The following is a 22,218-nucleotide window of genomic DNA, read 5'->3' as shown; positions in this document are numbered from 1 at the left end:
AACAGCAGCCGCACCGGCCGGATCCGGGGAGCGGATGGCAGCCGATGCCGCACGGCCCGGAGTACGACGCCGAGGCGACGGCGTTCGTACAACTGCCGCCCGACTACGCCCACCCGGACCCGACCGACCCGTCCGGCCGTTGGGACCCGCTCGCGGCGCCGGGCACGGGGTACGCGCCCCCGCCGATGGACGTGGGGCACGGTGACCCGTCCCATGGCGGCCAGTGGCAGCAGTCCGCCCACGACCAGGGCATGACCGGGCACTGGACCACCGCGGAGACCGACGGCGGCTATCTGTACGGCGGCCGGCACGATCCGCACGGCTCCGTCCAGTGGCCGGTGCCCGCCGAGGACCAGCAGGGCCACCACCCGCCGCACACCGGCCACTGGCCGGCTCCGGCGGCCGAGGAGCCGGTGGACGACTGGCCGGTGGACGACTGGCCGGTGCCCACCCCGTCCGACAACGGCGCGGGCGGGCCCGTGCAGACCAGCCAGTGGACCATCCCGGTCGCGGGCGACGACGGGGTGGACGAGACCGGTGAGTACCGGGTCGACGACCACCCCGGACCGGCCGCGCCGCCGTACGGCGGCCACGCGGACGGGCCTCAGGACCCGCAGACGACGGCCCAGTTGCGGATGCCCTTCGCCGGGTCGGCGCCCCGGCAGCAGCCCCACCAGCCCCACCAGCCCCCGCCCGGGCAGCAGCAGGGACACACCGGCCAGTGGTCGGTTCCGGCCGCCGAAGAGGGCGTGGAGGACTCCGGGGAGTACGCGGTCGAGGGCCCCCCGGGCCCGGCCGCGTCCGCCCCGCCGGCCGCGCCCACGCAGCCGCCCGCCCGCCGTCGGCTGCGGATGCCCGACCGCCAGGACCCGGCGTGGCCGGGGCCCGCCGCCGGGGACTCGGGCGAGTTCGCGGCCGAGGGGCACCAGGGGCTGCACACCCCGCCCCGTGGCACCCCGCCCCACAACAGCCCGGCGCCCGGTGAGCGGATGCCCGCCGACGGCCCGACCGCCGGGGACTCCGGCGAGTTCCCGGTCGACGGTCAGCACGCCGGGCTGGAGACCCCGCCGCACGGCAGCCCGGCGCCCGGGCTGTCCCAGGAGACGAGCTGGCCCGGCGCGTTCGCGGACGACCGGTTCGCGGACGACCGGTTCGCGGGCGACGCCCATGGGCACGCCCCGCATCCCGGCCCCGAGGACGGCGCGGGCCGCACCGACGCCCCCGACGCCGCGCCGAGCGCCGCCGAGGCCCCCGCCGAAGCGCTGCCGGACGAGGTCGCGCCGGAGCCCGCCGAGCCCGCGACCGAGGAGCCCGAACCGGCCGCGGCCGAGGGCGAGTTCGCGGCCGCTGAGGCCGCCGGGGCGCCCGCCCCGGCCGAGACCCCGACCGACGCTCCGAAGGCCGCTGACGCCCCCGCCGAGCCCCTTACGGAGCCCGCCTCCGCCGAGGCGGTCCCGGCCGCCGATGAGCAGCCGAGCCACAGCGAGCATCCGCTCGCCTCCTACGTGCTGCGTGTCAACGGCGCCGACCGCCCCGTCACCGACGTCTGGATCGGCGAGTCGCTGCTCTACGTCCTGCGGGAGCGCCTCGGCCTCGCCGGGGCCAAGGACGGCTGCTCGCAGGGCGAGTGCGGGGCCTGCTCGGTGCAGGTCGACGGGCGGCTCGTCGCCTCCTGCCTGGTGCCCGCCGCCACCGCCGCGGGCAGCGAGGTCCGCACCGTCGAGGGTCTGGCCACCGGCGGACAGCCCTCCGACGTCCAGCGAGCGCTCGCCGAATGCGGGGCCGTGCAGTGCGGCTTCTGCGTGCCCGGGCTCGCGATGACCATGCACGACCTCCTCGAGGGCAACCACGCCCCCACCGACCAGGAGACCCGCCAAGCGATCTCCGGCAACCTCTGCCGCTGCTCCGGCTACCGCGGGATCCTCGACGCCGTCCGCGAGGTCGTCGCGGGCCGCGAGGCCGCCGACGAGGCGGCGCAGGCCGAGCCGGACGGCGGACCCGACGCCCACCAGGACCCGGCCCGTATCCCGCACCAGACGGGACCGCACGGCATCACCGGCAACGGGAGCGTCAACGGAAGCGGTAGCGGAAGGGCATCGGCATGACCGGAATCGCGGACGGCGGGGGCGCCGTCACCGCCACCCCCGCCGCCGGAACGCCCATCCAGCCCCCGTCCACCATGGGCCTCGGCGTCTCCCTGCCGCCCGCCGACTCGGCGGCCAAGACCACGGGAACCTTCCCGTACGCGGCCGACCTGTGGGCCGAGGGGCTGCTGTGGGCCGCGGTGCTGCGCTCCCCGCACCCGCACGCCCGCATCGTCTCCATCGACACCACGCAGGCCGTCGAGATGCCCGGCGTACGGGCCGTGGTGACCCACGCCGACGTCCCCGGCGACGCCTCCCACGGCCGCCGGGTCGCCGACCGTCCGGTCTTCGCCAAGGACCTGGTCCGCCACCACGGCGAGCCCATCGCCGCGGTCGCCGCCGACCACCCCGACACGGCCCGGCTGGCGGCCGCCGCCATCGCCGTCGAGTACGAGGTGCTGGAGCCGGTCACCGACCCCGAGCAGGCGTTCTCCGCCGAGCCGCTGCACCCCGACGGCAATCTGGTCCGCCATATCCCGCTGTCCTTCGGCGACCCGGACGTGGTCGGCGAGGTCATCGCCGAGGGGCTGTACCGCATCGGCCGTCAGGACCCGGCGCCCATCGGCGCCGAGGCGGGCCTGGCCGTGCCGCGCCCCGACGGCGGGGTGGAGATCTACACCGCCTCCACCGATCCGCACGCCGACCGCGACCTGGCCGCCGCCTGCTTCGGGTTGGAGCCGGAGCGGGTGAAGGTCGTCGTCACCGGCGTCCCCGGTGCCATGGGCGAGCGCGAGGATCCGGGGATGCAGCTGCCGCTCGGGCTGCTGGCGCTGCGCACCGGCCATCCGGTGAAGCTGGCCGCCACCCGTGAGGAGTCCTTCCTCGGCCATGCCCACCGCCACCCCACCCTGCTGCGCTACCGCCACCACGCGGACGCCCAGGGCAAGCTGGTCAAGGTCGAGGCGCAGATCCTGCTGGACGCGGGGGCCTACGCCGACTCCTCGGGGGACACCCTGGCCGCCGCCGTCTCCTTCGCCTGCGGCCCCTACGTCGTCCCGCACGCCTTCATCGAGGGCTGGGCCGTACGCACCAACAACCCGCCCTCCGGCCATGTGCGCGGCGAGGGCGCGATGCAGGTGTGCGCGGCGTACGAGGGCCAGATGGACAAGCTGGCGGCCAAGCTGGGCATCGACCCCGTCGAGATCCGGATGCGCAATGTGATGGCCACCGGCGATCTGCTGCCCACCGGACAGACCGTCACCTGCCCGGCCCCGGTCGCCGAACTGCTGCAGGCCGTAAGGGACGCACCGCTGCCCGCCCTCCCCAAGGACGACCCGGAGGAGGAGTGGCTGCTGCCGGGCGGCCTGGAGGGCGCGGGCGACCCGGCAGCCGTGCGGCGCGGGGTCGGCTACGCCCTGGGCATGGTCCATATGCTCGGCGCCGAGGGGGCCGACGAGGTCTCCACCGCCACCGTGAAGGTCACCGGCCCGGTGGCCACGGTCATCTGCGCGGCCGTCGAGACCGGCCAGGGCTTCGCCACCCTGGCCCGCCAGATCGTCCAGGACGTCCTCGGCATCGAGGAGGTCCATATCGCGCCCATCGACACCGACCAGCCCCCGGCCGGGCCCGCCTCGCGCGGCCGTCACACCTGGGTCTCCGGCGGTGCGGTCGAGCGGGCCGCGAAGATGGTCCGCACCCAGCTCCTGCAGCCCCTCGCGCATACGTTCGGCATGTCGACCGAGCTGCTCAGCATCGCCGACGGCAAGATCACCTCGTATGACGGGGTGCTCAGCACCACCGTCGAGGAGGCCCTGGAGGGCAAGGAGCTGTGGGCCACCGCGCAGTGCCGTCCGCATCCCACCGAGCCGCTGGACGAGACCGGGCAGGGTGACGCCTTCGTCGGGCTCGCCTACTGCGCGGTGCGCGCCGTGGTGGACGTCGACATCGAGATCGGCGCGGTACGGGTCGTCGACATGACGGTGGCCCAGGACGTGGGCCGGATCCTCAACCCGCGTCAGCTCAGGGCCCGTATCGAGGCGGGCGTCGCCCAGGGCATCGGCGCGGCGCTCACCGAGAACCTGCGCACCTCGCGCGGTGTGGTCCGTCACCCGGATCTGACCGGCTACGCCCTGCCGACCGCCCTGGACGTCCCCGACATCCGCATCGTCAAGCTGGTCGAGGAGCGGGACGTGGTGGCCCCCTTCGGCGCCAAGCCGGTCAGCGCGGTGCCGGTGGTCACCTCCCCGGCGGCGGTGGCGGCGGCGGTCCGCGCGGCCACCGGCCGTCCGGTCAACCGCCTCCCGATCCGCCCCCAGGCGGCGGTCGTCAACCGTACGTAGCCGATGCGTCCGTAAGACGCCGACCGTACGTAGCCGACGCGTCCGTAAGACGCCGATGGGCGCCCCGCAGCCGCGGGGCGCCCGTGCTCCGTGCCCGGCTTTCGTCCTCGGCTCCCGGGCCCGGCCTCCCTGCTCAGCGCATGGCGGCCGCGCTCAGCACCGGGCGGTCGTGCTCGGCCGGGCGGCCGGTGCCGGTCGCGGGGCGGCCGGGTTCGAGCGCCTTCGCCACCACCGGGCCGATCCGGTCCAGGGACTCCTCCCGCATCATCCGGTAGTGGTGGTCGGGGATGCTGTGCACCGTAAGGGCGCCGTCCACGAAGGGGCGCCAGGAGTCCGGCACATGCAGCGGATCGCGCCGGTAGCCGGGGATCTCCTCCGCCGCGGAGAACAGCAGCATGTCGCCGTGGAACCGGTCGGGCGCGAACTTGCGCATCAGCTCCTGGTCGTTGAGCAGGATGTCGAGCAGCGGGAAGCTGGTCTCGCCCTCCAGCAGCCGGGCGGGCAGCCCGGTCTCCCGGCAGAGGTCCGCCGCCAGGTCGGCGGTGCCGTCCGCCCCGTCGGGGTGCGCCTCCAGCCAGCCCGGGGCGAAGATGTCGCCGCCCCCGATGTCGTCGAGCAGCACCCCCAGCCACTGACGCTTGCTGAGCTCCGGCGTCTCGGGCAGCGCCTGGGCGTTGTCGGGGTAGGCGTCGACCACGGCCAGCGTGGCGACCTCCGCGCCCTGTTCCTGCAGCCGGGTGGCCATGGCGTGCGCGATCAGCCCGCCGAAGGACCAGCCGAGCAGATGGTAGGGACCGGTCGGCTGGACGGTCCGGATCTGCCGCAGATAGTCGGCGGCCATCTCCTCGACGCTCGCCGGGAGGACGTCCGGTTCGGTCAGCCCGCGCGCCTGGAGGGCGTACACCGGCTGGTCCGGGGCGAGATGGCGGAGCAGCCCGGTGTACGACCAGCCCAGGCCCCCGCCGGGGTGGACGCAGAACAGCGGCGGGCGCTGCCCCTCGCCGCGCAGCGGCAGCAGGATGTCCAGCGGCTGCTGCGGCTGCGCCGGGGCCGGTCCCGCGGCGTCCAGGCGGGCCACCAGCCGGGCGACGGTCGGCGCCTCGAAGAGGTCGCGCATCGACAGCTCGGTGGCCAGCGCGGCGCGGGCCTGGCTGGCCAGCTTGGAGGCGAGCAGCGAATGGCCGCCGAGCAGGAAGAAGTCGTCGTCGACGGTGACGCCGTCGACCCCCAGGACCTCGCCGAAGAGCGCGCACAGCGCCTCCTCGCGCGGGGTGCGGGGCGCCCGCCCGCCCGTGGCGGCCTCGAAGGAGGGCGCGGGCAGCGCGGCGCGGTCCAGCTTGCCGTTGGCGTCCAGGGGGAGGGTGGCGAGCACCACGACCGCGCTGGGCACCATGTGCTCGGGCAGCACCTCGCCCAGCGCCTCGCGGGCCGTGGCGGCGTCCGGCGGGGTGCCGCCTGCGGCCGTCACATAGGCGACCAGCCGCTGGTCGCCGGGGCGGTCGGTGCGGATCGCCGCGGCGGCCTCGGCGACCTGGGGGAGCGTCCGCAGCGCCGCCTCGATCTCGCCCAGCTCGATGCGGAAACCGCGTAGCTGGACCTGGCCGTCGGTGCGGCCCACGTACTCGACGTCGCCGTCCGGCAGCCGGCGGGCCAGATCGCCGGTGCGGTACATCCGGGTGCCGGGCGGGCCGTAGGGGTCGGCGACGAACCGCTCGGCGGTCAGGGCCCGGCGGCCCAGATAGCCGCGGGCCAGCTGCGCCCCGGACACGTACAGCTCGCCGGTGACCCCGGCCGGGCAGGGCTTGAGGGCGGTGTCCAGGACGTACATCCGGGTGTTCCACACCGGCCGGCCGATCGGCACCGGTCCCGCACCGCCGGGCGCGGAGGGGTGGTGGGCGATCTGGATGGTGGTCTCGGTGGGCCCGTAGAGGTTGCTCAGCGGCACGCCGGGGAACCGCTCGTGGAACCGCTCGGCGGTCTCGCGCGGCAGCGCCTCACCGCCGCTGGAGGCCCGCCGCAGGATGCCCGCGCACGCGTCGGCGGCGTCCGGGTCGGCGAGGAACGCCTGGAGCATCGACGGTACGAACTGGAGCGCGGTGATGCCCCGTTCGCGCACCGTGCGCGCCAGATACGCCGGGTCCTTGTGGCCGCCGGGCCTGGCGACTACCAGGGTCGCGCCGCTGAGCAGCGGCAAAAAGAACTCGCAGACCGAGGCGTCGAACCCGGCCGGGGTCTTCTGCAGCATCCGGTCCCCGGAGGTGAGCTCGTAGGCGTCCCGCATCCACTCCAGGGAGTTGGCGACGGCCCGGTGGGGCACGAGGACGCCCTTGGGGCGGCCGGTGGAGCCCGAGGTGTAGATGATGTACGCGGGGTGCTCGGGGTCGAGCGCCACCGCCGGAGCGGAAACGTCTCCCGCGCCCCGGGCGCCCGTGACGTCCACGACGTCCAGCAGCAGCCGCCCCACACCGTGCTGCGCGGGCAGCGCCCCGGCGCTGTCGGCGCGGGTGACCACGAGGGCGGGGCGCGCGTCGTCGAGCATGTACGCCAGCCGCTCGGCGGGGTAGTCCAGGTCCAGGGGCAGATACGCGGCCCCCGTCTTGAGCACCGCGATCAGCGCGATGACCAGGTCGGCGGAGCGGGGCAGGGCCACGCCGACGGTGCGCTCGGGCCCGGCGCCGCGCGCGATGAGCACCCGGGCCAGCCGGTTCGCCGCCCGGTCCAGCTCGGCGTAGCTGAGCACGGTGTCATCCGCCGCGTCGGCGCAGACCAGGGCCTGGGCGTCGGGGGTCCGGGCGGCCTGGGCCGCCAGCAGCTCCGGGAGGAGGGCGCCGGAGGTCGGATGCGCCGTCTCGCCCGGCGCGTCCAGGACCCGCCGGCGCTCCTCGGCGGACAGCAGCTCCAGGGAGCCGACGGTGCGCTGCAGGTCCGAGGTGTCGGCGAGGGAGCGCAGCAGGCCGAGGTAGCGCTCCCGGTGCGCGATGAGGGCGTCCTCGGTGTAGAGGTTGGAATTGGCGTTGAGGTCGATCCGGATACCGGTTCCGTCGGACCGGTCGTATCCCATGATCGAGAGGTCCTCGACGGTTCCGTTGGAGAGGTTGTGGCCCTTGACCCGGTGACCGGCGAAGTGGAAGTCGTAGTCGTACGTCATGATGTTGACGTGCGGGCCGAGCAATCCGTTTCCGCCGTCCGGAAGTCGCAGATCCCGGGCCAGGTCGATACGGCGGTAACGCTGATGGCGCAGGGCCTGCCTGACTTCGCGTGAGATCTGCCGTACCAGCTCCCGTATTCGCATATCGGCGCGCACCTGGATACGCAGCGGCACCACATTGGCGAACATCCCGGGAATGGCGCGGGCGGTGGCATCGGTACGGCCCGAGATCGGCAGCGTGAGAATGATGTCCGATTTACCGGTCAATCGATGCAGATAAAGAGAGGTCGCTGCGATGATCATAGCCGACCAGTGGGTGGCGTATTTACGCGCGGCGGCCCGCAGCTCGACCGCTTCCTCCTCGGTCAGGTAGGCGGTCTGCCGGAGGACGGTGGAAAGTTCCCTGGTGGGGTGGGTGGAAAGCCGTGCGGGGCGCGGGGAATCGCCGACGTGTTCCAGCCAGTACGCGCGGTCTTTGGCGAAATCCGGCGAGGCCCGGTATTCCGCGTCCTGGTCCACCATCGCCTGCAGGGAGCCGAAGACCGTTTCTCCCTCGGCCGGGTCGGTCCCCTCCACGAGCGCGGTGTACACCTCGGCGGTCCGCCGGCCCAGCAGGGCGGCCGATCCGGCGTCCGACACGATGTGGTGGGTGCCCTGGTACCAGAGGAAGCGCTCGGTCTCCACCTTCAGCAGGGCGAACGAGAACGCCGGGTAGTCGCCCAGCTTGAGCGCCCCCGTGGCCAGGTCGTTCTTCATCCACCGCTCGGCCGCGGCCCAGGGGTCCTCCTCGCCGGTGAGGTCCAGCTTCGGCAGCTCCCAGTCGGTCACCGGGTCCAGGATCTGCCAGGGCTCCCCGTCGTCCTCGCCGACCCGCACGTTATAGGGCTCGGCCTCCGCCACGGCCCGGCGCAGCGCCCGCTCGAATATCTCGGTGTCTATCGGTCCTTGTATCTCCAGGTACTCGCCGACCCTGAAGGTGGTGCTCTCCGGCGGCTCCAGCTGCTCAATGAACCAGATCTCACTCTGGCCGGTCGAGAGCGGCAGACGGGCGGCCGGTACGGCGGGCTGCACATTTCCCCCATTGAGGATGGAACCACGGTCGAAAAAGGTGCCTGTCGACCGGGAGTCGTTTTCCACGCGGCCGCAGGCACCACACTGACCCTATGAGACGCAATTGCACTCGGTGAGGGGGTCAGGAGACCGTTCGGTGGCGAGAGTGTGAAAATCGCCGAAGTCCTAGGGATTTACCTGGGGTATCCCCGGCGCCGAGACGGCTGACGGCGTGGATGAGCATGCGTCAGGCGGGCGCGTGTGTCCAGAGCATGTCCGAGAGTTCACCGAGCGGTAACGCATTGCGCGGACGCCCCTGAGGGCGCCCGCGCAAGGTGTGTGGAGGCCGTGGCGGGAATCGAACCCACGTAACTCGATTTGCAGTCGAGCCCCTCAACCACTCGGGCACACGGCCGATGTCGTGCTCTGTTCCCGACGATAGGGCGGGGGTGGGGCGGGCACAACGCCCGGGCGGGGGCTGCCATACGACTGACACACTGCGTTCATGGCCGCCGGATAGGCCGGCCCGGATACGCCCGGCTGGGGATGCCCGCCCGGATACGTCCGCCGGGATACGCATGCCCGGGGCGGCCGGGCCCCGGTTCACGGCGTGGGGCGGTGCGCCAGGAAGTCCTCGACCACCTGGCGGAAGAGGTCCGGGTCGTCGACCCACGGATAGTGGCCCACGCCGGGCAGCGGCCGCGCCTGCCCGTCCGGGAAGGACTCGGCGACCAGCTCCCCGGCCCGCATCCCGGTCACCGCGTCCCGGTCGCCGGTGATCGCCAGCACCGGGCACGGCACCTCGCGCAGCCGGGCCAGCACCGCGCGCCGCCCCGCCTCGTCGACGCCCTGCCAGAAACCGGCCCGGGGTACCGGCCCGAGCTGCTCGCCCTCGCTCCCGGCGTGCGCCCGCTGGGGCTCCTCCCAGCGGCCGTACGCCATGGGGGCGGCCTGCAGCAGCAGTCTGCGCACCTCGGCGAGGTCGGTGGTGTCGGGCAGTAGCTGGACCGCCGCATACGCCTCCGGCCACCAGGGCTCGTCGGCGCGGGACTCGAAGATCTCCCGGGCGTCCTCGGGGAGTTCGCCCTGCAGCCGCGCGCCCGGGCAGACCACGATCAGCCGGGCGAGCCGCTCCGGGTGGGCGGCCGCGTACGCCTGGGCCGTGGCGGCGGCCGCGTCATGGGCGAGCAGCGGGAAGCGGGCGAGGTCCAGGTGGCGGCGGAGCGCCTCGAGGTCCTCGGCGAGCCCCGGGAAGGCGTAGCCACTGGGGTCGACGGCGGGCGGGGAGTCCCCGGTGCCGCGGCTGTCGGGGATGACGAGGGTGTGATGGGCGTTCAGTCCGCCGAGGTCGCCCAGATACGCGGCGCTGCGCCCCGGCCCGCCCGCCAGGCAGATCAGCGGCGGCCCCGCTGAGCCGTCCCGGGCCTCCAGGACGCGGTAGGCCAGCTCGGTTCCGTCGTACGAGGTGTAGTGCGGCATGGAGTCAGCTTGCCCCAGCATCGTCATCTTGACCGTGCTTGACCGGGGGGCGTGGTGTGCCGGGTGTGGCGCATGAGCCGTGGCGGCGGTCCGCGTGACGCAAAAGCATCGGTTGGGGCGATCTTGTGCGAACCCAAATTACGCTTATGGTTTCCGTCCGCTTCTCCGTATGATGCGAATGTGTTCGATTCCCGGCACGTGAAGACGTTCCACGAGGTGGTCCGCTCCGGCTCCTACTCCGGGGCCGCCCGCGCGCTCGGCTACACCCAGCCGGCCATCACCCAGCAGATGAAGGCGCTGGAACGGGCCGTCGGCAGTCCGCTGTTCATCCGGGTCGGCCGCGGAATGCGGCTGACCGAGGCGGGGGAGACCCTCGCCCGTCACGCCGACACCATCCTGACCAGCATTTCCACCGCCCAGCAGCAGATGAGCGCCATCACCCGGCTGCGCTCGGGCCGGGTGCGGGTCTGCGCCTTCCCCAGCGCCAACGCCACCCTCATCCCCGAGGCCATGGCCCGGCTCGCCGCCGCCCATCCGGGGCTGCGGGTGGAGCTGCTGGAGGGCGAGCCGCCGGACTCGCTGGGGCGGGTGGTGCGCGGGGAGTGCGACATCACGCTCGCCTTCACCTATCCCGGGCTGCGCGAGGAGACCCCGGCCGAGCTGGTGGAGATCCCGCTGCTGGAGGACCAGCTGACGGTGCTGCTGCCGACCGGGCATCCGCTGGCCAGACGGCGGGCGGTCAAGCTGGCGGAGCTGAGCGAGGAGCGCTGGATCGCCGGATGCCTGCGATGCCGCGCCAACTTCCTGCACGAATGCGCGGAGCAGGGCTTCGCCCCGGACATCGCCTTCACCACCGACGACAATCTGGTGGTGCAGAGCATGGTCGCGGCCGGGCTCGGCGTGGCGATGATGCCGGGGCTGGTGCTCTCGTTCCTGTGCCACCAGAAGGTCACCGGGCGCGCCCTGGACCCCGCCTCGCGCCGCCACGTCTCGGCGTATGTGCTGCGCGAACATCTGGAGATCCCGGCCACCGCGCGGGTGCTGGAGGAGCTGAAGACGGTGGCGGGGAACCGGGTCGGATGCTGAGCCCGGCCGTGCGCTGAGCGCTCGTCCATGAGCGCCATCCATAAGCAGCGCTTGGGGACGGCTCAACAAGCTGTCGTTGGACGCGATGGAGCGGGCGGCAGGACGCTGCCACCATGAGCACCCCGACCGCGTATCCGTCCTCCCGTCTTCTCACGGCACGCCTCGGCGAGCTCGTCGGCGACGTCCGCGAGGCCGTCGACCGGGGGCTGGCGCCCGATGTGACCGCCTATCTGGTCGGCGAGCGGCTCGCGCCCCACCTCGGCGCGGCCGATCTGCTCACCACCGAGCAGCGCGAGGGCGCCCCCGACCGCTACCGCCAGCACGTACTGCACGCCGAGCCCGACGGCAGCTTCTCGATCGTCGCGCTGGTGTGGCTGCCCGGCCAGCGCACGGCGATCCATGACCATGTGTCCTGGTGTGTCACCGGCGTCCACGAGGGCGAGGAGCACGAGCGGCGCTTCCGCCTCGTCCCCGACGGCCCGGGCTCGCGGCTGGTCGCGGTCGAGGACGTGGTCAACCCGCGGGGCGCGGTGTGCGGTTTCGCGCCGCCCGGAGATATCCACAGGGTGTGGAACGCCTGCGGGACGAAGGCGATCTCGATCCATGTCTACGGGGCGGACATCGCTCGCCTGGGCAGCAGCGTCCGGCGCGTCTACGACCTTCCGACGGCGGACGAGGTCCAGGGCCTGCCGACGGCGGACGGCCAGTGACGCTGACCGCCGCGCCCGGCCGGGCGCGGCAGGCTGCCGGATGGCGGCCGCCGGCCACGGCGTACGGGCTCGGACTCGCCGTGGCCGGGGTCGCGGCCGCCTGGGGCGTCCATCGGCTGCTCCCCGCCGTACCCCTGCTGACCGCCTCCGTGGTGCTGGGCATCGTCGCGGCGCATCTGCCGGGGGCGCGCGGACTCGTCCGGGGCGTCTGCCGCGCCGGGCTGTCCTTCGCCGGGAAGCGGCTGATGCGGCTCGGCATCGTGCTCCTCGGCCTCAAGCTCAGCCTGAGCGATGTGCTGGGCCTCGGCTGGGCCACCGTGGCGATGGTCCTGGGCGTGGTCGCGGCCACCTTCTGCGGCACCTGGTGGCTCGGCCGCCGGATGGGGCTGCGCGGCGATCAGCCGCTGCTGATCGCGACCGGCTACTCGATCTGCGGGGCCTCCGCCATCGGCGCGGTGAGCGAGGTGTCGGAGAGCGACGAGCGCGATGTGGCCACCTCCGTGGCGCTGGTGACGCTCTGCGGCACCCTCGCCATCGCCGTCCTGCCGCTGCTCCAGCACCCCTTGGGGCTGGACGACGTGGCGTTCGGCCGGTGGGTGGGGGCGAGCGTGCACGACGTGGGCCAGGTCGTGGCCACCGCGCAGACCGCCGGACCGGCGGCGCTGGGCGACGCGGTGCTGGTCAAGCTGGTGCGAGTGGCCCTGCTCGCCCCGCTGGTCGCGGCGCTCGCGACGTCCGTACGGGCGCGGGGGCGCGCCAAGGCGGCGGCGGGCGAGGGGACGGCGGGCGAAGGGGCGAAGCGGCGGCCGCCGCTGGTGCCGCTGTTCGTCCTCGGCTTTCTCGCGATGACCGTCCTGCGCAGCACGGACCTCCTGTCCACCGCCGCGCTGGACACCGCCGCCACGGCCCAGGAACTCCTCCTCGCCGCCGCCCTCTTCGGCCTCGGCAGCGCCGTCCACCTTCCCTCACTCACCCGCACCGGTGCCCGGGTCGCGGCGCTGGGGCTGTGTGCGTGGGTGGTGATCGCTGGGGCGTCGTACGCGGGGGTCCTGCTCACCACGTAAGGCGCGGGGCGCGGCCTTCGAGTGCCCGGGGTCACGGCAAGGCCCGCAGGGCCGGGGCCCGGGATTCGGCCGGGGCCCGGTGCGCGGTCAGGGCCGGGGCACGGCCGGGGGAGCGCGGCGAGGGCCGGAGTGCCCGGGGCGCGGCCAGGCGCGGCGCGCGGCCCAGGGCCCGGGGTACTGCCAAAGGTGCCGGGGGCGGACCCGGGCCCCGGGGCCCGCGTCCCGGACAGGGTGCCTAGGGCCAAGGGCCGAGCGTGGCTCCGTCCCGCGACAGGTGTGATGTCCCGGAACGCCACTTACTCTGACGCCATGACCCCTCGCGACCCCCATGACGCCGACGCCGCCGTCACGGACAGCGCCGCCCTGCCGCCCCAGGCGTCCCCCCTCCCACCCGAGCCGCACGACGGAGACCTGGATCTGGACCTGGACCGGGGTCTGGAGGGCGGCGGCGACACCGGCGACACCGTACTGGGGAGGCGCTACCGCGCCCTGACCCTCGGCATCGTCACCGTCGTCTCCCTCATCGCCTTCGAGGCGAGCGCGGTCAACACCGCCATGCCGGTCGCGGCCCGCGCGCTGGACGGGGTCGAGCTCTACGCGTACGCCTTCTCCGCCTACTTCACCGCGAGCCTGTTCGCGATGGCGCTGTCGGGGGAGTGGTGCGACCGCAAGGGGCCGTTGGCGCCGCTGTTCACCGGGATCGCGGCGTTCGCCGCCGGGCTGCTGGTGGCCGGTTCGGCGCAGCAGATGTGGATGTTCGTGGGCGGGCGCGCGGTCCAGGGCATAGGCGGCGGGCTGGTGATCGTCGCGCTGTATGTGGTGGTCGGCCGCGCTTATCCGCAGCGGCTGCAGCCCGCCGTGCTGGCGTCCTTCTCCGCCGCCTGGGTGCTGCCGGTCATCGTCGGCCCGCTCGCCGCCGGGACGGTCACCGAACACGTCGGCTGGCGCTGGGTGTTCCTGGCCATCCCGGTGCTGGTGCTGCCGCCGCTCGCGGTGATGCTCCCCGCGCTGCGCGCCCTGCCCCCGAGCGAGCGCTCCGCGCACATGAACCGCCGTCGCATCCTCCTCGCGCTCGCCGTCGCGGCCGGCGCCGGGCTGCTGCAGTACGCGGGCCAGGACCTGAGCTGGCTCTCGCTCGTCCCGGCCGCCGCCGGTCTCGCCCTGCTCGTCCCCTGTGTCCTGCGGCTCCTCCCCGAGGGCACCTTCCGCGCCGCCCGCGGACTGCCGTCGGTGATCCTGCTGCGCGGGGTGGCGGCGGGGTCCTTCCTGGGCGCGGAGAGCTTCGTCCCGCTGATGCTGGTGACCCAGCGCGACCTGTCCGCGACCGCCGCCGGGCTCTCCCTCACCGGCGGCGGACTCACCTGGGCCCTGGGCTCGTACACCCAGAGCCGCCCGCGCCTGGAGCCGCACCGCGAACGGCTGATGGGCCTCGGCTTGCTCCTCATGGCCGTGTCCATCGCCATGGTGCTCCTGGCCCTCATCGACTCCGTCCCGGCCTGGATCGTGGCCGTGGCCTGGGTGATCGGCGGCTATGGGATGGGGCTGGCGATCTCCAGCGGGAGCGTGCTGCTGCTGAAGCTCTCCCGTCCGGAGGACGCGGGCAGCAACTCCGCCTCCCTCCAGGTCTCCGACGCGCTCGGCAACATCACGCTGGTCGGGCTCAGTGGCGTCCTCTTCGTCACCTTCGGCGGCGGCGATGTCGCCGCCACCGGCTCGACCGCCTCCCACCAGCCGGCCGCCTTCGGGGCGGTCTACGTGGCGATGACGGCGGTGGCGCTGGTGGGGGCGTGGGTGACGACGCGGTTGCGGCCCGTCACCGCGTAGTACCATTCTGGCCCCATGAGTGGTACCGTTTTGGTATGGCTATGAATCTCCGACTGCGCGACGACCAGCAAGAGGCGCTCAAGCAGCGGGCCGAGGAGGAGGGCCGCAGTATGCACGCCATAGTGCTTCAGGCGATCGATCGGTATCTCGAGCAAGAGGCGGACCGGGAGTCGGTCCAGCGCCTGGGGGCGAAGTACGCGGCACGCCACGCGGACCTTCTGCGGAGGCTGGGGGAGTAAGTGAAGTACCTGACGGTCCAGGAAGTGCTGGACCTGGCGGAAATCGCCTGTGGGGGGCAGCGGATCGCGGTGCGCGATCTGGGGTTGCTGAGCTCGGCTGTGCATCGTCCGCAGTCGCAGATGTTCGGCATAGAGGCGTATGCCGACCTCTTCGAGAAGGGCGCGGCGCTGCTCCAGTCGCTCGCCGTCAACCACCCGCTGGTGGACGGCAACAAGCGGATGGCGTGGATGTGCACGGTGGTCTTCCTCGATCTCAACGGCACCGAGATGCTCGACGTCGACCAGGACGAGGCGTACAAGCTGGTGGTCGGCGTGGCCTCGGGCGCGCTCGAGGATGTGGCGGACATCGCGTCCAGACTGCGGAGGCTGCACGAGGCGATGTGAGCCTGATCCCACCCTCGGGTGGGATCGGCCCGTACCCCGGAGCGTGAACGACGGCACCGGTAGGCTGACGCGGTTCCCGATCGACCTCGCCGAGCCAGCCCGACGGAGACCGTGAGTACTACTGCCGCCTCCACCAGCCATCACCTCTCGCCCGCCTTCCCCGGCCGGGCTCCTTGGGGTACCGCGAGCAAGCTGCGCGCCTGGCAGCAGGGCGCATTGGACAAGTACATCCAGGAGCAGCCGCGGGACTTCCTCGCGGTCGCGACCCCCGGCGCCGGTAAGACCACCTTCGCGCTGACCCTCGCCTCCTGGCTGCTGCACCACCACGTCGTCCAGCAGGTGACGGTCGTCGCGCCGACCGAGCATCTGAAGAAGCAGTGGGCGGAGGCCGCCGCGCGGATCGGCATCAAGCTGGACCCGGAGTACAGCGCGGGTCCGCTGAGCCGGGAGTACCACGGGATCGCCGTCACCTACGCGGGCGTCGGCGTCCGGCCCATGCTGCACCGCAACCGGATCGAGCAGCGCAAGACGCTCGTCATCCTCGACGAGATCCATCACGCCGGCGACTCCCGCTCCTGGGGCGAGGCGTGTCTGGAGGCGTTCGAGCCGGCGACCCGCCGGCTCGCGCTCACCGGCACCCCATTCCGGTCCGACACCAACCCCATCCCCTTCGTCACCTACGAAGAGGGCAACGACGGGATCCGGCGCTCCTCCGCCGACTACACCTACGGCTACGGCAACGCCCTCTCCGACGGTGTGGTGCGCCCCGTCATCTTCCTCTCCTACAGCGGCAACATGCGCTGGCGCACCAAGGCGGGCGACGAGCTCGAGGCGCGGCTCGGCGAGCCGATGACCAAGGACGCCGTCTCCCAGGCATGGCGCACCGCGCTCGATCCGCGCGGCGACTGGATGCCGAATGTGCTGCGCGCCGCCGACCAGCGGCTGTCCGAGGTCCGCAAGGGCATCCCGGACGCGGGGGCGCTCGTCATCGCCGCCGACCAGGACTCGGCCCGTGCGTACGCCAAGCTGATCCGCGAGATCACCGGCGACAAGGCGACGCTCGTGCTCTCCGACGAGGCGGCGGCGTCCCAGCGGATCGAGGACTTCAGCCACTCCGACGACCGCTGGATGGTCGCGGTCCGCATGGTGTCGGAGGGGGTGGACGTTCCCCGGCTGGCGGTCGGGGTCTACGCGACCACCATCTCCACCCCGCTCTTCTTCGCCCAGGCCGTCGGCCGTTTCGTACGGTCGCGGCGGCGCGGCGAGACCGCGTCCGTCTTCCTCCCCACCATCCCGATGCTGCTCGGCTTCGCGGGCGAGATGGAGGTCGAGCGCGACCACGTCCTGGACAAGCCGAAGAAGGACGGCGAGGAGGAGAACCCGTACGCGGAGGAGGAGAAGCTCCTCGAGGAGGCCGAGAAGCAGCAGGACGAGGACACCGGCGAACAGGACCAACTCCCCTTCGAGGCGCTGGAGTCGGACGCGGTCTTCGATCGGGTGCTGTACGACGGCGCCGAGTTCGGCATGCAGGCGCATCCGGGCAGCGACGAGGAGCAGGACTACCTCGGCATCCCCGGGCTTCTCGAACCCGACCAGGTGCAGATGCTGCTCCAGAAGCGGCAGGCCAAGCAGATCGCGCACAGCCGCAAGAAGCCGGACGAGGAGGCGGATCTGCTGGAGCTCCCGGCGGAGCGGCGGCCGGTGGTCACCCACAAGGAGCTGCTGGAACTGCGCAAGCAGCTCAATACGCTGGTCGGCGCGTATGTCCATCAGAGCGGTAAGCCGCATGGCGTGATCCACACCGAGCTGCGCCGGGTCTGCGGCGGCCCGCCGAGCGCGGAGGCGACGGCGGGGCAGATCCGCGAGCGGATCAAGAAGGTGCAGGAGTGGGCGACGCGGATGCGGTGACGCGGATGCGGACTCGCGTCCGCACTCGCATCTGTATGCGCTGAGGCGGGCGGATCCGCCTCAGCGCAACCCCTTTTCGAAAAGTTTCATGAACCGGTCGCACGCCTCCCTTATCAATCCGGACGAACCGGGGTGATTCGGGATGCTCCCCTGTCGTTCTCTTTGGCAGCTCTGCTCGGATTCTGGACAAACCCTTCCGCAAAGCGGACCGGCTCGCTAGCGTTCGGGCACGCACACGCCCCGTGGCAGCGCCGCCGCGGAGCGCAGCCGGTGCGTGACCACCGCGACCGGCGGCCTCTTCGCGCGCCGTCGTCGGGACCGGCGGGCACACCGCGCGAAGAGCCGCCACCCATCACCGAGGAGGGGGCGTCGTGACCGCGGAGACCTCTCAGACGCTCGATCGGGGACTGCGCGTCCTCAAACTGCTCGCCGACACCGACCACGGGCTGACCGTGACCGAGCTGTCCAACAAGCTCGGCGTCAATCGCACCGTGGTCTACCGGCTGCTGGCCACCCTTGAGCAGCACTCCCTCGTCCGCCGGGACATCGGCGGACGGGCGCGCGTCGGGCTGGGGGTGCTGCAGCTGGGCCGCCAGGTGCATCCGCTCGTACGGGAGGCGGCGCTGCCCGCGCTGCGCTCCCTCGCCGAGGACGTCGGCGCGACCGCCCACCTCACCCTGGTCGACGGCACCGAGGCCCTCGCCGTCGCGGTCGTAGAGCCGACCTGGACCGACTACCACGTGGCCTACCGGGCCGGATTCCGGCATCCGCTCGACCGGGGCGCCGCCGGGCGCGCGATCCTCGCCGCCCGCGCCGGCCGCCCCGACGACCCCGGGTACGCCCTCACCCACGGCGAACTGGAGGCGGGCGCGAGCGGCGCGGCCGCCCCGCTCATCGGGGTGACGGGGATCGAGGGCAGCGTCGGGGTCGTCATGCTCTGCGACTCGGTACCGGACCGGGTCGGCCCGCGGGTCGTCGACGCGGCCCGAGAGGTCTCGGACGCCCTGAGCTGAGCGTCCGGCGTGGCACAGCAGGCCGTGGTGGCGGCCTGGATGGGCGCGGTACGCCATGGCCGCCCCGCCCGCCCGGGTCGGCCCAGGGGAGCTGCCATGCGGTCGGGAGCCGTGAGCCCGGCGCCGTTGGCCGGGTGCCGTGCGCCTGCCCGCGTCGGCCGGGCGTCACGAGCTGAGCCAGCCGTCCGTGCTCGCCACCCGCCAGGGCCCGTGCCCGCCGCCCGCCAGGGCTCGCATCCGCCGCCCGCCAAGCCTTCGGGGGTCGGGGCGGCGCCCCGACCGTCCCGGCGGTCAACTAGATTCGCACCATGCCTGCCGTCTCCCCCCGCGCCCGCATCCTCGCGCTCTGCTCCGCGCCCGTGCTCGCCCTGCTCGCGGTGGCCGCGTTCGCCCCGCTGCCGTTCACCGTGGCCCAGCCCGGTTCGACCGTGAACGTCCTCGGCGCCGACCGCGGCAAGCAGGTGATCAGCGTCTCGGGGAGCGGCACCCGCAAGACCACCGGGCAGCTGCGGATGACGACGATCCTGGCCACCGGCCCGGACGCCACTGTGCGGCTGAAGGACGTGATCAGCGGCTGGTTCGCCACCGACCGCGCCGTCATGCCGCATGACTCGGTCTACGTCGGCGGCACCACCAAGGAGATCGAGCGGCACAACGCCGAGGAGATGCGGGAGTCCCAGTCCTCGGCCACCAGCGCCGCGCTCGGCTATCTCCACCGCTCCCCGCGCGACGTCAAGGTCACCCTGCGCCTGGCCGACGTCGGCGGGCCGAGCGCCGGGCTGCTCTTCTCCCTCGGCGTGATCGACAAGCTGGACGGGGACGGCCGCGGCGGCGATCTCACCGGCGGCCGGACGATCGCGGGCACCGGCACCATCGACGCCAAGGGCAAGGTCGGGGCCGTGGGCGGGGTCCCACTGAAGACGCAGGCCGCCAAGCGGGACGGCGCCACGGTCTTCCTGGTGCCGAAGGCCGAATGCGCCGACGCCACCGCCGAACTGCCCAAGGGGCTGCGGCTGATCCCCGTCACCACGCTCAAGGGTGCCGTGACGGCTCTGCGGGCGCTGCGGTCGGGCGGCGCGGTCCCGCACTGCTGAGCGGTGCCGCGGTCCTCCCGTCCACCGCCGTCGCCTTGTCCGCCGTCCTCTCGTCCGCCGCCGTCCGCTTGTCCACCGCCGCCCCCTCGTCCATCCCGCGCCAGGCCGGGAAGACCAGCGGGCTGAGCGTGGCCAGGAAGTAGACCCCGCCCGTCACCAGGAAGGCGGCGGTCAGCCCCACCCCCTCCACCAGACATCCGGCCGCGAGCCCACCGAGCGGCATCACCACCCACACCCCCGCGGTGAGCGCGCCCGAGACCCGGCTGCGCAGCTCATCGGGGACGGCCTCGTAGGTCACCGTGGTCAGGATCGGGTTGAGCATCCCCGCCGCGACCCCACTGGCCGCCATCGTCACGGCGAGCGGGGATACGCCGGGGACGAATGCGGCGATCAGGAAGCGCGGCAGCCCGCACACCAGGAAGCTCACCGCGAACACGGTCCGGCGCGAAAAGCGGTCGCCCACCGCCCCGTACAGCAGCGCCCCCACCAGCGCACCGCCGCCGAACAGCGCGGTGAGCAGCCCCAGTTGCACCGAACCGCCCAGATGCCGCTCGGCGTGGACGGGCAGCAGTACGGAGGACAGGCCCTGGTCGAGGCCGTTGGTGACCATGACCATCAGCACGATGGCCAGCAGCAGCCGGTGGTGCAGCAGGAAGCGGTATCCCTCGCGCAGCTCCGCGCGGTAGGCCCGGGCGGACACCGGTACGACGGGCTTGCGCGGCGCGGCGGCGGGCAGCCCGCGCAGCCCCGCCATGATCAGCAGTGCGGAGGCCGCGAACGTCGCCGCGTCCAGCAGCAGTACGGCGGGCGGGCCGAGCAGCGCGATCAGCAGCCCCCCGACCGCCGCGCCCAGCATCCGGGCCCCGCGCGAGGCCCCGTCGTAGAAGCTGGCGGCGCGGCTGAGGGTGGTGCCCGCCCGTTCGGCCAGCGCGGGGACGAGCACCTGGCGGGCGGTCTCGCCCGGTGCGTGGAGCAACCCGCAGAACGCCATCAGCGCACAGAGCTGCCAGAACCGCAGCAGCCCGGCGAAGTGCAGCACCGGAATCGTGGCGACGGCCACCCCGCACAGCGCGTCGGAGGCGATGGAGACCCGCCTGCGGCCGACCCGGTCGATCACCGGTCCGCCGATCACGGCGGAGACCACCACCGGCAGAGTCGCGCAGAAGGACACGAACCCGGCCTTGGCCGCGCTGCCCGTGGTCTCCAGGACGAACCACGGGACGGCGATCAGCGTGAGCGAATTGCCCGCTATGGAAACGGTGTTGGCGGCGAGGACGAGCATGAGTGGTCTTCGGTCACCGCTGTTTCCCCGACGCTCTCTGTCCCCTGTGTCGTCGGCCATGTCAGTGGTCGAACCGCGCCGTCAGACCGGATTGCGGCAGCCGTGGGGTGGCCAGCCGCAGCCCGACCTCCACCAGCGTCCAGCCGAGCCGGGCGCGCAGCGCCCGGGCGCGGGCGGGGCGGGTGCGGTGGGTCCGGCGGTGGGGCCGGGGCGCCTCGTGGGCCTCGTGCTGGAGACGCTCGGCGCGTATTCGGTGGAGCCACAGATGGATCTCGTCGCCGTACATGTCGTTCCCCCCAGGGATCGGTCAGTCCTCTTCGCGCGGGAAGGCATGCAGATGGACGCGGTACGGGGCGGAGCCCTCGGTGTCCCGGTCCACCTCCTTCTCGCGGTAGCTCTCGATCAGTTCGTGCACCTTGTCGCGCATTTCGTGGGCGAGTTCGGGAGTGAGGCGCATGTAGAAGTCGCTGAGGTCCGAGGCCGCCCGCCATTCCCCCGACCATCCGTGCAGGGTGCCCAGAAAGGTGGACATCTCCTGTGTGTGCTGGGTGGCCACCTCGTGCAGCACGGTGTTCACCGCCCCCCGTACGGCCGGATCGGGGTGGGCCAGGAACTTGTCGGCGTTCCAGCGCGTACCCCTGTGCGCCGCCTTCCACCACCGCTCCCGCCCCTTGCCCCGCTCCGGGTCGTCCTCGACGAAGCCATAGGTGGCCAGCTGTCGCAGATGGTAGCTGGTGGCTCCGCTGGACTCGCCCAATCGGGCGGCCAGTTGGGACGCGGTGGCCGGTCCGTACTCGCGCAGCGCGGTGAGCAGCCGCATGCGCAGCGGATGCGCGAGCCCGCGCAGGGAGCGTGGGTCGAGCACCCGGACGTCGTCGGGCGCAGGCTCTTCTTTCTGTGCCATGCGCGGCAGCGTAAGCATGCAAAGACTCAGTTGCAACACTTTCTTTGCAACGGAGTCTTTGGATCCGCTTCAGGGGCCGCCACGGGCCCTCGCCCTCAGTCCAGCGCCGCCTGCCGCACCAGCGGGATGATCCGCAGCGGAACCGCGTTCTCCATCACGATCGCCGTCGAGGCCCGGACGATCCCCTCGAACCCCACCACCAGGTCGATCACCCGCTGAAGGTCGGCGTTGGAGCGGGCCACCAACCGGCAGAGCATGTCCCCGTGGCCCGTGGTGGTGTGCAGCTCCAGCACTTCCGGAACGGTCGCCAGATGGGCCCGTACGTCCTGCCCCTGCCCCTGCTTGATCTCCAGCGTCGCGAACGCGGTGACCGGATAGCCGAGCGCCGCCGGGTCCACATCGGGGCCGAAGCCCCGGATCACCCCCTGGGACCGCAGCCGGTCCAGCCGCGCCTGCGCCGTGCCGCGGGCGACACCGAGGCGGCGCGACGCCTCCAGCACCCCTATCCGCGGTTCCTCGGCGAGCAGCTCGATCAGGCGAGCGTCGAGCCCGTCGATCCCCATGCGGTCCCCCTCGAGGTCTCCGTGGTCTCTGTGGCGTTCTTTGTGAC

17 protein-coding genes and 1 tRNA gene are annotated in these 22,218 nt (G+C 73.1%); 11 read left to right on the top strand and 7 right to left on the bottom strand.

The genetic code is table 11. The features are described from left to right. Window positions 1–44 precede the first annotated feature (44 nt). Together BLV72_RS12360 and BLV72_RS12355 are read left to right on the top strand one after the other, a co-directional pair. Window positions 45–2,105: a (2Fe-2S)-binding protein gene (locus tag BLV72_RS12360; protein ID WP_093462214.1), complete on the top strand. Its 2,061-nt coding sequence runs from the start codon at window positions 45–47 to the stop codon at window positions 2,103–2,105. Next, window positions 2,102–4,423, top strand: coding sequence for a xanthine dehydrogenase family protein molybdopterin-binding subunit (locus tag BLV72_RS12355; RefSeq protein WP_093462213.1), 2,322 nt, complete (start codon window positions 2,102–2,104; stop codon window positions 4,421–4,423). Before BLV72_RS12360 ends, BLV72_RS12355 begins: the two co-directional genes overlap by 4 nt. 133 nt (window positions 4,424–4,556) lie before the next feature. Here BLV72_RS12355 and BLV72_RS12350 read toward each other — a convergent pair whose 3' ends face one another. From BLV72_RS12350 to BLV72_RS12340, 3 genes are all read right to left on the bottom strand, one after another. Further along, on the bottom strand, window positions 4,557–8,642 hold the full coding sequence (locus BLV72_RS12350) for an amino acid adenylation domain-containing protein (RefSeq protein ID WP_244320738.1): 4,086 nt from the start codon (window positions 8,640–8,642) through the stop codon (window positions 4,557–4,559). 319 nt (window positions 8,643–8,961) lie between these two features. Beyond that, window positions 8,962–9,036, bottom strand: a tRNA-Cys gene (locus BLV72_RS12345). Between the two features lie 188 nt (window positions 9,037–9,224). Next, on the bottom strand, window positions 9,225–10,100 hold the full coding sequence (locus tag BLV72_RS12340; RefSeq protein ID WP_093462211.1) for an alpha/beta fold hydrolase: 876 nt from the start codon (window positions 10,098–10,100) through the stop codon (window positions 9,225–9,227). Window positions 10,101–10,280: 180 nt separating this feature from the next. Here BLV72_RS12340 and BLV72_RS12335 point away from each other — a divergent pair, with 180 nt between their 5' ends. The 9 genes from BLV72_RS12335 to BLV72_RS12295 all read left to right on the top strand — a co-directional run bounded on the left by BLV72_RS12335 (window position 10,281) and on the right by BLV72_RS12295 (window position 19,422). Next, window positions 10,281–11,186, top strand: coding sequence for a LysR family transcriptional regulator (locus BLV72_RS12335; RefSeq protein ID WP_093462210.1), 906 nt, complete (start codon window positions 10,281–10,283; stop codon window positions 11,184–11,186). Window positions 11,187–11,299: 113 nt separating this feature from the next. Continuing rightward, window positions 11,300–11,896, top strand: coding sequence for a cysteine dioxygenase family protein (locus BLV72_RS12330; protein WP_093462208.1), 597 nt, complete (start codon window positions 11,300–11,302; stop codon window positions 11,894–11,896). Then, window positions 11,893–12,960, top strand: coding sequence for a YeiH family protein (locus tag BLV72_RS12325; RefSeq protein WP_093462207.1), 1,068 nt, complete (start codon window positions 11,893–11,895; stop codon window positions 12,958–12,960). The genes BLV72_RS12330 and BLV72_RS12325 overlap by 4 nt, the downstream gene beginning before the upstream one ends. Before the next feature lie 309 nt (window positions 12,961–13,269). Next, complete coding sequence (locus tag BLV72_RS12320) at window positions 13,270–14,784, top strand: MFS transporter (protein WP_093462205.1); 1,515 nt, start codon at window positions 13,270–13,272, stop codon at window positions 14,782–14,784. A 41-nt stretch (window positions 14,785–14,825) separates the two neighbouring features. Beyond that, window positions 14,826–15,023, top strand: a complete 198-nt coding sequence (locus tag BLV72_RS12315) for a ribbon-helix-helix protein, CopG family (protein WP_014061073.1) — start codon at window positions 14,826–14,828, stop codon at window positions 15,021–15,023. Beyond that, window positions 15,024–15,407: a type II toxin-antitoxin system death-on-curing family toxin gene (locus BLV72_RS12310; protein WP_093462204.1), complete on the top strand. Its 384-nt coding sequence runs from the start codon at window positions 15,024–15,026 to the stop codon at window positions 15,405–15,407. It abuts the gene before it with no gap. Window positions 15,408–15,518: 111 nt separating this feature from the next. Then, window positions 15,519–17,315: a DEAD/DEAH box helicase gene (locus BLV72_RS12305; RefSeq protein ID WP_093462202.1), complete on the top strand. Its 1,797-nt coding sequence runs from the start codon at window positions 15,519–15,521 to the stop codon at window positions 17,313–17,315. Between the two features lie 371 nt (window positions 17,316–17,686). Then, entirely contained in the window at window positions 17,687–18,328 is a 642-nt protein-coding gene (locus tag BLV72_RS12300) for an IclR family transcriptional regulator (RefSeq protein ID WP_059144494.1), read from the top strand. Window positions 18,329–18,636: 308 nt separating this feature from the next. Continuing rightward, a complete protein-coding gene (locus tag BLV72_RS12295; RefSeq protein WP_093462201.1) occupies window positions 18,637–19,422 on the top strand; it encodes a S16 family serine protease in 786 nt (261 codons plus the stop codon). Here BLV72_RS12295 and BLV72_RS12290 read toward each other — a convergent pair. From BLV72_RS12290 to BLV72_RS12275, 4 genes are all read right to left on the bottom strand, one after another. Then, window positions 19,361–20,764 (bottom strand): MFS transporter, encoded by a 1,404-nt coding sequence (locus tag BLV72_RS12290; RefSeq protein WP_093462199.1) that lies wholly within the window; start codon window positions 20,762–20,764, stop codon window positions 19,361–19,363. The genes BLV72_RS12295 and BLV72_RS12290 overlap by 62 nt on opposite strands. Before the next feature lies 1 nt (window position 20,765). Further along, on the bottom strand, window positions 20,766–20,990 hold the full coding sequence (locus BLV72_RS12285) for a hypothetical protein (RefSeq protein ID WP_093462198.1): 225 nt from the start codon (window positions 20,988–20,990) through the stop codon (window positions 20,766–20,768). A 21-nt stretch (window positions 20,991–21,011) separates the two neighbouring features. Then, window positions 21,012–21,608 (bottom strand): ArsR/SmtB family transcription factor, encoded by a 597-nt coding sequence (locus BLV72_RS12280; protein ID WP_244320736.1) that lies wholly within the window; start codon window positions 21,606–21,608, stop codon window positions 21,012–21,014. Window positions 21,609–21,703: 95 nt separating this feature from the next. Beyond that, window positions 21,704–22,171 carry an Lrp/AsnC family transcriptional regulator gene (locus tag BLV72_RS12275; RefSeq protein WP_093462195.1) on the bottom strand — a complete coding sequence of 156 codons (468 nt, stop codon included), beginning with the start codon at window positions 22,169–22,171 and terminating at the stop codon, window positions 21,704–21,706. Window positions 22,172–22,218 lie beyond the last annotated feature (47 nt).

The organism is Streptomyces melanosporofaciens, assembly GCF_900105695.1.
Classification (GTDB): domain Bacteria; phylum Actinomycetota; class Actinomycetes; order Streptomycetales; family Streptomycetaceae; genus Streptomyces; species Streptomyces antimycoticus.
The sequence above is the reverse complement of the archived record's forward strand: the minus strand, read 5'-3'. Positions and strand labels throughout refer to the sequence as shown.